The organism is Streptomyces sp. OfavH-34-F (genome assembly GCF_022347745.1).
Taxonomy (GTDB): Bacteria; Actinomycetota; Actinomycetes; order Streptomycetales; family Streptomycetaceae; genus Streptomyces.
In genome coordinates, this window is record NZ_JAKRGC010000184.1 from 1 (window position 1) to 12,465 (window position 12,465).

The 12,465-nt window shown below is 70.3% G+C and carries 12 protein-coding genes and 1 tRNA gene; 3 read left to right on the forward strand and 10 right to left on the reverse strand.

What is annotated here, in order from left to right; genetic code table 11:
• The 3 genes from MHW47_RS23220 to MHW47_RS23230 all read right to left on the reverse strand — a co-directional run.
• Nucleotides 1-487: type IV pilus biogenesis/stability protein PilW (locus MHW47_RS23220; RefSeq protein ID WP_374230133.1), on the reverse strand; the 487-nt coding region annotated here is incomplete at its 3' end.
• A 292-nt stretch (nt 488-779) separates the two neighbouring features.
• Nucleotides 780-853, reverse strand: a tRNA-Met gene (locus MHW47_RS23225).
• Between the two features lie 52 nt (nt 854-905).
• Entirely contained in the window at nt 906-3,926 is a 3,021-nt protein-coding gene (locus tag MHW47_RS23230) for a UPF0182 family protein (RefSeq protein ID WP_239225726.1), read from the reverse strand.
• Nucleotides 3,927-4,054: 128 nt separating this feature from the next.
• Here MHW47_RS23230 and MHW47_RS23235 point away from each other — a divergent pair, with 128 nt between their 5' ends.
• Nucleotides 4,055-4,624, forward strand: a complete 570-nt coding sequence (locus MHW47_RS23235) for a PPA1309 family protein (protein ID WP_239225718.1) — start codon at nt 4,055-4,057, stop codon at nt 4,622-4,624.
• A 28-nt stretch (nt 4,625-4,652) separates the two neighbouring features.
• Here MHW47_RS23235 and MHW47_RS23240 read toward each other — a convergent pair whose 3' ends face one another.
• The 4 genes from MHW47_RS23240 to MHW47_RS23255 all read right to left on the reverse strand — a co-directional run bounded on the left by MHW47_RS23240 (nt 4,653) and on the right by MHW47_RS23255 (nt 7,849).
• Nucleotides 4,653-5,741 carry a PDZ domain-containing protein gene (locus tag MHW47_RS23240; protein WP_239225719.1) on the reverse strand — a complete coding sequence of 363 codons (1,089 nt, stop codon included), beginning with the start codon at nt 5,739-5,741 and terminating at the stop codon, nt 4,653-4,655.
• A gap of 81 nt (nt 5,742-5,822) precedes the next feature.
• A complete protein-coding gene (locus tag MHW47_RS23245) occupies nt 5,823-6,011 on the reverse strand; it encodes a hypothetical protein (protein ID WP_111338061.1) in 189 nt (62 codons plus the stop codon).
• Between the two features lie 127 nt (nt 6,012-6,138).
• Nucleotides 6,139-6,600, reverse strand: a complete 462-nt coding sequence (locus MHW47_RS23250) for a molybdenum cofactor biosynthesis protein MoaE (RefSeq protein WP_239225720.1) — start codon at nt 6,598-6,600, stop codon at nt 6,139-6,141.
• A gap of 106 nt (nt 6,601-6,706) precedes the next feature.
• Nucleotides 6,707-7,849, reverse strand: a complete 1,143-nt coding sequence (locus MHW47_RS23255; RefSeq protein ID WP_239225721.1) for an SDR family oxidoreductase — start codon at nt 7,847-7,849, stop codon at nt 6,707-6,709.
• Between the two features lie 190 nt (nt 7,850-8,039).
• On the opposite strand from MHW47_RS23255, the gene MHW47_RS23260 reads away from it, so the two are divergent.
• Both MHW47_RS23260 and MHW47_RS23265 read left to right on the forward strand, forming a co-directional pair.
• Nucleotides 8,040-9,479, forward strand: coding sequence for a zinc-dependent metalloprotease (locus tag MHW47_RS23260; protein ID WP_239225722.1), 1,440 nt, complete (start codon nt 8,040-8,042; stop codon nt 9,477-9,479).
• Complete coding sequence (locus tag MHW47_RS23265; protein ID WP_239225723.1) at nt 9,476-10,024, forward strand: NUDIX hydrolase; 549 nt, start codon at nt 9,476-9,478, stop codon at nt 10,022-10,024. The genes MHW47_RS23260 and MHW47_RS23265 overlap by 4 nt, the downstream gene beginning before the upstream one ends.
• Before the next feature lie 94 nt (nt 10,025-10,118).
• On the opposite strand, the gene MHW47_RS23270 is transcribed toward MHW47_RS23265, so the two are convergent.
• The 3 genes from MHW47_RS23270 to MHW47_RS23280 form a co-directional block, all read right to left on the reverse strand.
• Entirely contained in the window at nt 10,119-10,874 is a 756-nt protein-coding gene (locus MHW47_RS23270; protein WP_239225724.1) for an AIM24 family protein, read from the reverse strand.
• A gap of 19 nt (nt 10,875-10,893) precedes the next feature.
• Nucleotides 10,894-11,574: an AIM24 family protein gene (locus MHW47_RS23275; protein WP_093706427.1), complete on the reverse strand. Its 681-nt coding sequence runs from the start codon at nt 11,572-11,574 to the stop codon at nt 10,894-10,896.
• Between the two features lie 11 nt (nt 11,575-11,585).
• The coding region (locus MHW47_RS23280; protein WP_239225725.1) for an AIM24 family protein at nt 11,586-12,465 on the reverse strand (880 nt) is incomplete at its 5' end.

A 12,465-nucleotide genomic window follows, 5' to 3' on the forward strand; every position in this document is an offset into this window, starting at 1 on the left:
GGAAGTGCCGGCCCAGGGCGTGCGCGGCGGCGGCGGAACCGGCGACGGCGGCGGTGCGCCACCAGCCGGCCGCCTCCTCGGGGTAGCCGCGCTGGTGCAGCAGGACGCCCAGGTTGTTGGCGGCGGCCCGGTCGCCGTCGGCGGTGGCGGCGCGCAGGTAGGGTTCGGCACCGGCGAGGTCGCCCCGGCGAAGGAGCAGCGCCCCGAGCACGCTCATGGACGCGGTGTCCCCGGCGTCGGCGGCGCGGCGGTGGCGGGCCTCGGCCTCGGCACCGTCCGTACTGTCGGTGCCGTCCGCGCTCGTGGCGGTGACCGCCGCGGCGTTCTCCACGCCCTCGGCGGTCTCGAAGTCATCCGCGGGCTCGTGGCTCTCCGCGTTCCGGACGGTCTCGGTGGTCGCGACACTCTCCGCGGGCTCGGCAGTCTCGGTGTTCTCGATGCTGTCTTTGTACTGCTCGGCGGCAGCGGCAAACACCTCATCCGCCATCTTTTCCGCCGGATGGACGTGACCCCGCGCAAACCGCCCTGTCTTCAACAGAGTTGCCCTGTCCCCCATAAATATCATCGTCACACCACCCGCAACCCGCGCACACCTGGTATAGCGCGGCCAGTTAGGTCACTTCGGCGTTTTGTCGACATGCCCACAGAGAGACAAGTCAAACACGTTCGTGGCCAACTCATGCCCCGCGAACCGCACTTCACGCCCGGCTCACGGGAAACTCACCACGACACAACGAAGGCCCGGATCTCCCTGGAGAGATCCGGGCCTTCGTCTTCAGTAGCGGGGACAGGATTTGAACCTGCGACCTCTGGGTTATGAGCCCAGCGAGCTACCGAGCTGCTCCACCCCGCGTCGTTGTGTTCACAACCGTATCACGACGCGGGACGGAGCTTGACCGGGTTGCTCAGCCGCCGCCCGTATCGCCCGACTTGTCCGATGCGGCGGACGCATCGGTCTTCTTGCTCTTGTCGGCGCTGTCGGCACTCTCGGCGCCATCAGCCTTGTCGGCCTTGTCGCCGCTGTCCGGCTTGTCGGCTCCGGCGTCGTTCTTGCCGTCGTCCGCGGCCTTGGACTGGGCCGCCGCCGCACGCTCCAGCGCGTCCTGGAGATCGGCCTGGGCCTTGCCGTAGGCCGCCCAGTCCTGCTTCTTCAGGGCCGCCTCGCCCTCGGTGTAGGCCTTCTGCGCGTCGGCGATGGCCTTCTTGAGCGCGCTGTCGCCGGTGGCCGGCGGCTGCGTGGTGTCCGGCGGCTCGGTGGTGTCGCCCGGCGGCTCGCTCGTATCGGAGCCCTCGGCCCCGAAGACGGCGTTGAGCGCCTCACCGAGACTGTTCTCGAAGACGATCTTCGAGCCGTACGAGGCGGCGACCTTGCGCAGCAGCGGATAGTTCTGCGTGCCACCGCGCGTGTAGACCGGCTCGATGTAGAGGAAGCCCCCTTCGAGCGGAACGGTCAGCAGGTTGCCGTACTCGATGTCGGAGTCGGTGCCCTTGAGGTTCCTGACGAACTCGGCGACGTCGTCGTTGCCGTTGAGCTCACTCTGTACCTGTCCGGGCCCCTTCACCGCGCCGGTGACCCTGAGCAGCCTTATCGTGCCGTAGTCCTTGCTGGCCGCATCGGCGTCCACCGCCATGAACGCCCCCAGGTCGGGCCGTCCCTTCGGCGTGAACGTCGTGGTCAGCGAGAACTTCTGAGCCGTCTGGCCCGGCATCTTTATGCTCAGGTAGTACGGCGGGACGGAACCGGACTCCTTGTTGGTCGGGTCGTCCGGGACCTGCCAGGCGTCACTGCCGCTGTAGAACTGGGCGGGGCTGGTGACGTGGTAACGGGTCAGCAGCTCGCGCTGCACCTTGAACAGGTCCTGCGGGTAGCGCAGGTGGTCCATCAGCTCCTGCGGGATGTCCGCCTTCGGCTTCACCGTGCCGGGGAACGCCTTGCGCCAGGTCTTGAGGACCGGGTCCTGGGTGTCCCACTCGTACAGCGTGACCGTGCCGTCGTACGCGTCGACGGTCGCCTTCACCGAGTTGCGGATGTAGTTGACCTGGTTCTGCTGGGCGACGACCGCGCGCTGGTTGGTGGTCAGCGAGTCGGCCGTGGTGTCGCCGAGCGTGGTGCGCGAGGCGTACGGATAGCCGTTGGTCGTGGTGTAGGCGTCGACCACCCACTGGATGCGCTTGTTCACCACGGCCGGGTAGGCGTCGCCGTCGATGGTGAGCCAGGGGGCCACCGCCTCGACGCGCTCCTTGGGCGTGCGGTTGTAGAGAATCCGCGAACCCTCGCCGATGGCTCCCGAGTACAGGATCTGCGGCTCGCTGAACGCGACCGCGTACGCCGCGCGGTTGAACGCGTTGGAGAGACTGACCCCGCTGTCGCCCTTGTAGCTGGTGGTCTTCTCGCCGTCGTCCTCGTAGTCGAGCTCCTTCTGGGGCCCGCCGACGATGGAGTACTGCTCGGTCTTCTCGCCGTAGTAGATCTCCTGCTGGTACGTGCCCAGGTCACCGGTGGTCGGCAGGCCGGACTCGGTGAAGTCGGGAGACCCCTTCGGGTTCTTGCCGGTCGTGGTCCCGCGGGCGGCGATGGCACCGTAGCCGTGGGTGTACGTGAAGTGGTCGTTGATCCAGTTGCGCTTCGGGATGCCCTCGATGTTGAGCTCGCGCAGACCGATGACCGTGTCCTGCTCCTTGCCGGACTCGTCCTTGTACCGGTCGACGTCCAGCGTCTTGGGGAACTGGTAGTAGTTCCTCTTCTGCTGGAGCTGCTGGAAGGCCGGCGAGACGACGTTCGGGTCCATCACCCGGTAGCTCGCGGCGTCATTCGCCGCCGCCCGGAGCTTGCTGTCGTCGTCCTCGGTGGACTTGCCCGTGTAGTCCGACACCTGGGCGTCGTCGATGCCGTAGGCGTCGCGCGTGGCCTCGATGTTCTTCCGGATGAACGGGGCTTCCTTGGCCTGCTCGTTCGGCTGGACCTGGAACTTCTGCACGATCGCCGGGTAGAGGCCGCCGATCAGGATGGCCGACAGGACCATCAGACCGAAGCCGATCACCGGCAGCTGCCAGGTGCGCCGCCACAGCGTCGCGAAGAACAACACGGCGCAGATCGCGGCGATGCAGAACAGGATCGTCTTCGCCGGCAGGTAGGCGTTGGCGTCGACGTACCGCAGGCCCGTCCAGTTGTCCGTGGCCTTGAAGTCACTGGACTTCACGGCCAGACCGTAGCGGTCCAGCCAGTACGCCACGGCCTTCAGCGAGACGAAGACGCCGAGCAGCACCGACAGGTGGCCGGTGGCCGCGCCGGTGGCCCGCGCGCCGGGGCTGGTGACGCGCAGCCCGCCGTACAGGTAGTGGGTCAGCGCGGCGGCGATCAGCGAGAGCACCGTGGCCGCGAAGCCGAAGCCCAGCAGGAAGCGGTACCAGGGCAGGTCGAAGGCGTAGAACGACACGTCCAGATGGAACTGGGGGTCCTTCTGGCCGAACGACACGCCGTTCACATACATCAGCCAGGTACGCCACTGGCCCGAGGCGGACGCCCCGGCGATCAGACCGACGAGCGCGGTGACCGCGAGCAGCACCCACTTCTTGTACGGGGCGAGGCTCATCCGGTAGCGGTCCAGGCTCTGCTGCTCCAGCGACATCGCGCTCAGCGGCGGCCGGAGCCGGTGCGCGAGCCAGATGTTCAGGCCGACGGCCACGGCCATCAGCAGTCCGAAGACGAGGAACAGACCGATCTTGGTCCACAGGGTGGTGGTGAAGACGGACGAATACGCGACCGACCTGTACCAGAGCCAGTCCGTCCAGAACCCGGCGAACATGACGAACGCCATGGCGAGAATCGCCAGGACGCCGAGTGTCATGAGCAGGGTTCGGGCGCGCCGGGACGGGCGGCCGACTCTGATCCGTGGCCCGGTCGGGCCTCCGCCGCGGTCCGGCATCTGGAAAGCCAACGTGCGCACCTCGAAGTTCGCGGGTCGTGTGGAGCGGGCCCAGCGATCGTAGAGCCCATCCCTTCAACTTACTGACGCTTTACCTAGTTCCCGTTACCGGGGCGGAAGGAGGCAGGATGTTCCCCATGTCCAACGTTTCCCCTTCCGGCCCTCCGATGGCCGCGAGCCCGCTCACCGTCGCGGTGCTCGAAATCGACGAGTACGTCTCCACCCTCGGGTGGGATCAGCCCGCCCGCCTCTTCGCCCTGGTCGACACCGCGCGGCTGCGGGCCCAGGAGCCCGGCCTCGCCGCCCAGCTCGGCCTCGACGACGACGGCGCCACGACCGCCGCGCTGACCCCGGTCGAGCAGGAGGAGCTGCCCGCCGGCACGGCGCTGGACGAGTTCCTCGCGACGATCGCCTGGCCCGACGCGGTCGCCGGCTGCGCGATGACGGTGGAGCGGCTGATGCTGCCGCCGTCCGCCGAGGCGTCCGTGCCGGACGGCCTGGACGAGAAGCGGCTCACCGCGTGGGTCGCCGAGCACCCGGACCGGCAGGAGGTGCGGATGACCGTGGCGGTGCTGCGGGACGGGGCGCGCGAGTCGGCCGTACGGCTGCGCGAGAAGGACTCCGCGAGCGAGGTGCTGACCGGGTCCGGCCTGGTGCCGGGTCTGGCCGAGGCGCTGGCCGCCACGTTCGAGTCCTGATCCGCCGGCTCCGTGCGGCGGGGCGCGGTCAGCCGGCCGAACAGCTCGGCAGACCGGCCGTGTCCCCCGTGCGGAGCTTCTCCAGCGAGGCGCGGGCGTCGGCGAGGGTCTTGACGCGGATCAGCGTGAGCCCGTCGGGGGTGTCGGCGGCGGCGGCCTTGCAGTTCTCGTCGGGGGTCAGGAAGTAGCGGGCGCCCGCGTCGCGCGCGCCGACCAGCTTCATGGTGATGCCGCCGATCGGACCGACCTCGCCCCGGTCGTTCATGGTGCCGGTGCCGGCGATGAACTTGCCGCCGGTCAGCTGTCCCGGCGTCAGCTTGTCGATCAGGCCCAGGGAGAACATCAGCCCCGCGCTCGGGCCGCCCACGTCGGCGAGCTTGATGTCGATCTCGAACGGGAAGGTGTGGTCCGTGCCCGCCTGGATGCCGACGATCGCGCGGTCGTCCTCGGGGGCCTTCGCCGTGGTGACGGTGACCTTCTCGGCGCCCTCGGGCTTCTTGCCGGCCTTCTCGGCCGCGGCCGCGGTCTTCGCCGGGACGACCGTGAAGACGACCTTCTCGCCGGGCTTGTGCCGGGTCACCAGCTTCGCGACGTCCTCGGGCTTCTCGACCGCCGTGCCGTCCACGTCCTTGATGATGTCGCCCGCGTGGAGCCTGCCCTGGGCGGGGCTGTCCTTGACGACGGTGGAGACCACGACGTAGGAGGTGACGGGAATGTCCAGCTCGTGGAGGGCCGCGACCTTGGCGCTCTCCTGCGACTGGCTGAACTCCTCGGCGTTCTCCTGCGTCGACTCCTCCTCGGTCTTGCCGTTCGGATAGAGGGTGTCGTGCGGGACGACGACGCTGTCGTGGCCCAGCCATCCGGTGAAGGCCTCGACGAGGTTCATGGTGTAGTCGGCGCCGGTGACGCGGACCGTCGTCATGTTGAGGTTGCCGGACGTCTTGTACGTCTTGTGCCCCGAGATGCTCAGCACGGGCTCGCCGTCGACGTCACCGAGGGTGTTCACGGTGGGACCGGGTGACATCTCCGAGTACGGCACTTTGAAGAACAAGCCTGCGAAGATCAGCGCGATGAGGACGAGCGAAGAGGCGAGCATCGTCGCGGTGCGGCGTGGCATGGAACGACAGTACGGGAAGAGCCTGTCAGTGCACCGCCGGGGCCGGTCCGTACGAGACCCGGCACGGGCGGGACGTACGCCTCAGACGTTGGATATCTGCTCGACCGGTTCCGAACCGGAGTGCGACTTCTCCATCGCTTCGCGGAACCGCGCATACCCGGCGAGTTCGGTGACGTCCCCGGCTGTGCGGTTGCGGGCAGCCCAGCCTCCCCATATCGCGGCGCCGAGCGCGGCGACAAGCGGAATCAACAACCAGGCGAGCACTGCCATGCCGACCTCCCTGCCCCCTGAACGGTCACGCTGACCGATCAGCAGATTAACCGTGTGGAAAACCAACGCTCGTGGCAGGGGTGCGGTTACGCAAATCGGGGCGGAGGGCCGCCGTTCCGGTTTGCGTTCAGCAGGCTCCGACCCATTCCTCCGTGCCGTCCGAGAAGCGCTGGTGCTTCCAGATCGGGACCTCGTGCTTGAGGTCGTCGATGAGCTTGCGACAGGCCGCGAACGCCTCCGCGCGGTGGGGGCAGGAGACCGCCACGACCACGGCGAGGTCACCCACCTGGAGTTCACCCACCCGGTGGACGGCGGCCAGCGCCCGGACCGGGAAGTCGGCGACGACCTTCTCCGCCACCCGGCGCAGCTCGTCGGCGGCCGAGGGATGGCACGAATAGCCCAGCCCGGCCACGTCCTGCCCGCCGTCGTGGTCGCGCACGGCGCCGACGAAGAGCGCGGTGCCGCCCGCGGCGTCGTCCCCGACCGCGCGGAAGACCTCGTCCACCGACAGCGGCGTGTCACGGATGTCCAGCAGCCGGATCGGGTCCTGCGCCGCCTGCTCGCCAGGGTGGTCGTACGTGAGTGCCATGCCCACCATCGTGCCGTACCGCACCGGCGACGCGGTACTGCCGGATCGACCGGCGGGGCGCGCCGCGTCTTGGAGCCTCCTACAGCCGGCCGGTCCGGCGGGGCGCTCAGATGCGACGGCGGGCCTTGCGGGCGCGGCGCACCAGGGCCGCGGTGCCGAGCAGGGCGACGGTCGCACCGGCGGCACCGGCCGCGGTGGCGTCCTTGCGGCCGAGGCGGCGGCCGGCGACGGTGTGGCGGCCCTCCACCTCCTCCAGGAGCGCGGCGAGGACCTCCTCGTTGGTCCAGCTCGGGCGCCAGCCCGCGTCGTGCAGCCGGCTCACGCTGACCACCCAGGGGTGCATGGTGTACGCGAGGTCGCCGGCGGGCGAGGGGGTCAGGCCGATGCGGTGCAGTCGGGCCGCGGCGCCGAGCGCGACGGCGGAGGGCAGCTCCATCCGGCGCACCCCGCTCAGCTCCTCGACCTCCTCCTGTTCCAGCCAGCCGTCGCAGCCGACCGCGAACTCCCCGTCGATCTTCTCCAGGGCGGCGTACTCCAGCGCCGTGACCAGGTCCTCGACGTGGCAGAACTGCCAGGCGGGCCGGGAACCGGCCACCACGAGCAGCCGGGGCGACTCGAAGTAGCGGGTCAGCGCGGTGTCGGTGCCGCCGACGAGCACGGCGGGGCGCACCACGGTGACCTGGAGTCCCGGGTGGGCGCGCGGGGCGCGGCGGCCGAGCCGTTCGATCTCCAGCAGGTCGCCCACGCCGGTCGCCTCGGCGGTGGCCCGCAGCTCGGCGTCCTCGGCGAGCGGCAGGTCGTTGTCGGGCAGCGCCCCGTAGACCATGGCGGAGGTGCACAGCACGACGCGGTGGACTCCGGCGGCCGCCGCGGCGGTGAGCACGGTCTGGGTGCCCCGCACGTTGTAGGCGGTGCGCGCGGCCGGGTCGGTCTCCAGGTCGAGGTCGAGGGCCAGGTGGACGACGACGTCCGCGCCGCGCAGCTTCTCGGCGATGGCGGGGTCGCGGACGTCCAGGAGGTGCCAGGTGGCGTCGGAGACCTCGCCCCGGCGCTCGTCGATGGCGATGACCTGCTTGATCTCCTCGGACGCCGCGAGACGTGCGGTGAGCAGCTCACCGACGCCCTTGGCGGCGCCGGTGACGGCCACGACCGGGCCGCGGCTCCGGTGACGGCCGGGGACGGACTTCTTCTCGGGTGACGGGTCGGCCAGGTTTCGCGCTGCGCGAACCTGCGGATCTGGGGAACTCACCGGGCGTCTCCAGCGGTTGTCTTCAGTACGTACCCGCGTGACACGTACGTACCAGGTGGCGTCCATCCTGCCGCAGGGCCGGTGCCGGCGGAGCACTGAGGCCCTGAGCGGACTTGGTGTCTACGCTGGATGGTGATGTCGGGCAGTCGCCGTCGGTTCCCACCGGCGGCCCTACGAGCCGAGGAAACCCGTGAGTGACACCCCATTCGGATTCGGCCTTCCGCCGGAGGAGCCGGACGACGGCGACCAGGGCAAGAAGAACGACCCCAGCCGAGGGGGGCAGGGTTCGGGCGGTCCGGCCAACCCGTTCGGCTTCGGCCCCGGCGCGGGCGGTGACAACCCCTTCGCCGCCATGTTCGGCTCGATGAACCCGACCGATCTGGGCGCGGCGTTCCAGCAGCTCGGGCAGATGCTCAGCTACGAGGGCGGCCCCGTCAACTGGGACATGGCCAAGCAGATCGCCCGCCAGACGGTGTCGCAGGGCACCTCCGACGGTTCCAAGGACACGAGCGTGGGCCCGGCCGAGCGGGCCGCGGTGGACGAGGCGCTCCGGCTGGCCGATCTCTGGCTGGACGGGGTGACGTCGATGCCCTCCGGCGCCGTCTCCAGCGTGGCGTGGAGCCGCGCGGAGTGGGTGGAGGCGACGCTTCCGGCCTGGCAGCAGCTGGTGGACCCGGTCGCCGAGCGGGTGGGGCTCGCCATGGGCGATGTGCTGCCCGAGGAGATGCAGGCGATGGCGGGCCCGCTGATCGGCATGATGCGGTCGATGGGCGGCGCCATGTTCGGCCAGCAGATCGGGCAGGCGGTCGGCGTGCTGGCGGGCGAGGTGGTCGGCTCGACCGACATCGGGCTGCCGCTGGGCCCGGCGGGCCGGGCGGCGCTCCTCCCGCTGAACGTGGAGCGGTTCGGCAAGGACCTGAGCGTTCCGCAGGACGAGGTGCGGCTGTACCTGGCCCTGCGCGAGGCCGCCCACCAGCGTCTCTTCGCCCACGTGCCGTGGCTGCGCTCGCATCTCTTCGGCGCCGTCGAGGGGTACGCGCGCGGCATCAAGGTGGACACCAGCAAGCTGGAGGATGTGGTCGGCCAGTTCGACCCGTCGCAGCCTGAGCAGTTGCAGGAGGCGCTCCAGCAGGGCATGTTCCAGCCCGAGGAGACCCCCGAGCAGAAGGCGGCCCTGGCCCGGCTGGAGACCGCCCTCGCGCTGGTCGAGGGCTGGGTGGACGCCGTGGTGCACGCGGCGGCGAAGTCCCGGCTGACCTCGGCCGACGCGCTGCGCGAGACGATGCGCAGGCGGCGCGCGTCCGGCGGCCCCGCCGAGCAGACGTTCGCCACGCTCATCGGTCTCCAGCTGCGCCCGCGCCGGCTGCGGGACGCCTCGCGGCTGTGGGCCTCCCTGACCGACGCCCGGGGCCTGGAGGGGCGCGACGCCCTGTGGGAGCACCCCGACATGCTGCCGACCGCCCAGGACCTGGACGATCCGGACGGCTTCGTCCACCACGAGCAGCTGGACTTCTCCGAGCTGGACAAGATGCTGGGCGAGGCGGCCAACGGACCGGGCAGGCCGGAGCCGGGGGCGGGCCCCTCGGAGGACGGCGGCAGCGGCGACGGCAAGGACGACACCGACAAGTGAACCTGTACGACGACGCCGTCCTCGTCCTCAAGGGGTACGGGGCGGGGGCCGGCGCCGCCCAGGAGGAGCTGCGCGACACGTATCTGGAGCACTTGGCGCTCCACCCGGACGGGATGTGGAAATCGTGCGGGGCCGGGCACCTGACGGCCAGCGCGCTGGTGGTCGATCCGGAGCGCGGCCGGGTGCTGCTCACCCTGCACCGGAAGCTGCGGATGTGGCTCCAGATGGGCGGCCACTGCGAGCCCGGTGACGCCACCCTGGCCTCGGCCGCGCTGCGGGAGGCCGCGGAGGAGTCCGGGATCACCGGGCTGTCGCTGCTGCCGGGCGGGCCGGTCGTGCTGGACCGTCACCGGATTCCCGCCCCGTGCCACTGGCATCTGGACGTACAGTACGCGGCGCTGGCTCCGGCGGGCGCGACGGAGAACATCAGCGAGGAGTCACTCGATCTGCGCTGGTTCGCCTACGACGAGGTGGCCGGTGTCGCCGACGCCTCGGTGGTGCGGCTGGTGGAGCGGACCCGCGCGGCGCTCGAAGGCGGCCGGTAGCCGCCCGTACGGCCCCAGCGGTTTCCGCAGGACGGCAACACGGTAAGGGGCGGCCTCCGGGAGGCCGCCCCTTACCGTGTTGCCGTCGTCGTGCTCAGTTCCAGGCGTTGTTCTGGTTCTGACCGTGCGCACCCTGCTGGCCCATGCCGTACTGGGCGGCGAGGCCCTGTCCGATCTGAGCGTTCTGCGGCGGCATCAGCTCGCTCGGCTGCACCAGGGCGAAGCCCTGCCCGAGGAAGCTGAGCTCCCAGCCCTCGCCGGTGTTGCCGCGCCGGCGGAAGACGCCGGAGGAGTGCGTCTGGGCCTGCATCTGCACGCGCAGCGAGGTGGACCAGGCGACGATGGCGTCGGCGTCGGCGCTGACGTACTTGTCGGGCGTGACCTGCATCATCAGCGGCTGGCCCGAGGTCATCAGGGCGACCTTGCCGGTGCCGGAGATGTTGAGCTGGTACTTGCCGGTGCCGGAGATGCCGTACTGGCTGTCCACGGCGATGACCTCGGTGTGCAGCGAGGAGTCCAGGGCCAGGACGTAGGAGCTGTCCACGGTCAGGCCGTCGTGGTCCACGTCCACGACGTGGATGTACTGCGCCAGGTTGGCGAGATAGACGGTGCCCTGCCCGGAGCAGCGCATCAGGTCCAGGCCCTCACCGGTGTGGGCGCGGGACCGGCGCTGGGAACCCGACTGGTACTCACCGTCGAACTCCATCAGCCCCTGGTAGGCGACCATGGCGCCCTTGCGGGCGAGGACGTCGTCGTGGCCGGTCAGCGCGACCCGCAGCAGCTGCGGGTTCTGGAGGGCGTAGCGCTCCTGGGTCTGCGCTTCCGTGAGGCCGAAAAGCGAACTCTGCATGATCTGTCTTCCTCCCCCGTCAGTGCCGGACGCGCAGCCGGTCGGTGCTGTCCTCGCTCGGCTGGACGACGACGATCCCCTGACCGGAGAAGGCCATCTGGAACGCCTCGCCGCTGCCCCGCCCGATGAGCGAGGACGCCTTGAAACTGCGCTTGCCCTTCACCTTGAGGTTCGGGGACCAGGCCACGAGCGCGTCCGGATCGACGTACGTCTCGTCCTCGCCGCGGCCGCAGTCCACGACGATCGGCGTGCCGCGCGAGGTGATCGCGACCCATCCGGTGCCCGAGATGCAGACGTTCCACAGGCCCTGGCCCGCGAACTTGGCCAGGCCCTTGACCCGCTCGACGCCCCAGGTGAGGTGGCCGTCGAAGGCGAGGACGTTGGTGCCGTTGACCGAGAGGGAGTCGTTGTTGAGGTTGACGACGACGACGTCGGCGCCGTAGTCGGCGAGGTAGAGCAGCCCGTCGCCGGTGCACTTCATCAGGGGCGCGCCCTCGCCGGTGATCCACTGCGAGGCGATCTGGCGGACGGCCGGCGGGTTGGGCTCGTACTGGATGAAGCCCTCGTACGCGACCATCGATCCGGTGCGCGCGTAGAGGTCCTGGCCGGTCGCCATGGCGACCTTCAGCATGGAATGGCCGTGGTTCTCCATCCGTGCCGTGACGGGGGTCGGGGCGTAGCCCGCGAGTTGCTGGTTCATGACGGGCTCCCTCAGACCTCGTAGGGCTGGACGACGATGAAGTTGCCGGGGGCGCCCCGGAACTGGAGGTTCACGGTCTCCCCGCTGTGGCCGGGGTACGCGTTGCGGCGCAGCCGGACCTGGCTGGAGATGATCACCTGGGAGGCGGACGACCACGCCACCACGGCGTTGCAGTCGGCGAAGGTGGTCGGGGTCACCGGCAGGACGACGGGGACGCCGTGGGTCTTGACGACGATGGTGCCGCTGCCCTGGAACTGCATGGTGAACAGCGCGCCGCCGGGGATGCCGTGGCCCTCGATGCGGCGGACCTCGTACTGGAGGGTCTCGTCGAAGGCGAGCACGTTCTCGGCGGAGACGCAGATGCCGTCGCCCTGGAGTTCGATCGAGTGCAGGTGGGAGCCTTCCTCGGCGAGGAAGACCTGGCCCCGGCCGGTGCAGCGCATCAGCTGCATCTCCTGGCCGGTGGCGTTGCCCACCATGCGACCGGCGAAACCGGCGCCCTTGTAGCTGAAGTCGATCTTGCCCTGGTACATCACCATGCTGCCCTGGCGGGCCAGCACGGGCGTGCCGCCCATGGACAGGTCGACGCGCATGAGCTGCTGGTTCTGCGGCGTCCAGCGCTGACCGGTCGCGGTCTCCTTGTACGGCTGGAGCGCGGCCTGGAGTCCGGCACCGGCTGCCTGCGGCGCGCCGCCGGGCATGGGCATACCGGGCTGACCGGGCGGCATCCCGCCGGGCTGCTGTCCGTACGGGGCCGGCGCGGGCTGTCCGTACGGGGCGGGCGCCGACTGCCCGTAGGGCGTGGGCGCCTGGCCCGGCACCTGGCCGAACTGCGGCTGCGGCGGCTGCGGCGGCTGCTGCTGGCCCGGCTGACCGTAGGGGGCCGGGGCG

Excerpts from the sequence above, each read along its gene's own strand:
- MHW47_RS23230 (WP_239225726.1), bottom strand. The coding sequence starts at position 3,926 with ATGCCGGACCGCGGCGGAGGCCCGACCGGGCCACGGATCAGAGTCGGC.
- MHW47_RS23235 (WP_239225718.1), top strand. The coding sequence starts at position 4,055 with ATGTTCCCCATGTCCAACGTTTCCCCTTCCGGCCCTCCGATGGCCGCG.
- MHW47_RS23240 (WP_239225719.1), bottom strand. The coding sequence starts at position 5,741 with ATGCCACGCCGCACCGCGACGATGCTCGCCTCTTCGCTCGTCCTCATC.
- MHW47_RS23245 (WP_111338061.1), bottom strand. The coding sequence starts at position 6,011 with ATGGCAGTGCTCGCCTGGTTGTTGATTCCGCTTGTCGCCGCGCTCGGC.
- MHW47_RS23250 (WP_239225720.1), bottom strand. The coding sequence starts at position 6,600 with ATGGCACTCACGTACGACCACCCTGGCGAGCAGGCGGCGCAGGACCCG.
- MHW47_RS23270 (WP_239225724.1), bottom strand. The coding sequence starts at position 10,874 with ATGCAGAGTTCGCTTTTCGGCCTCACGGAAGCGCAGACCCAGGAGCGC.
- MHW47_RS23275 (WP_093706427.1), bottom strand. The coding sequence starts at position 11,574 with ATGAACCAGCAACTCGCGGGCTACGCCCCGACCCCCGTCACGGCACGG.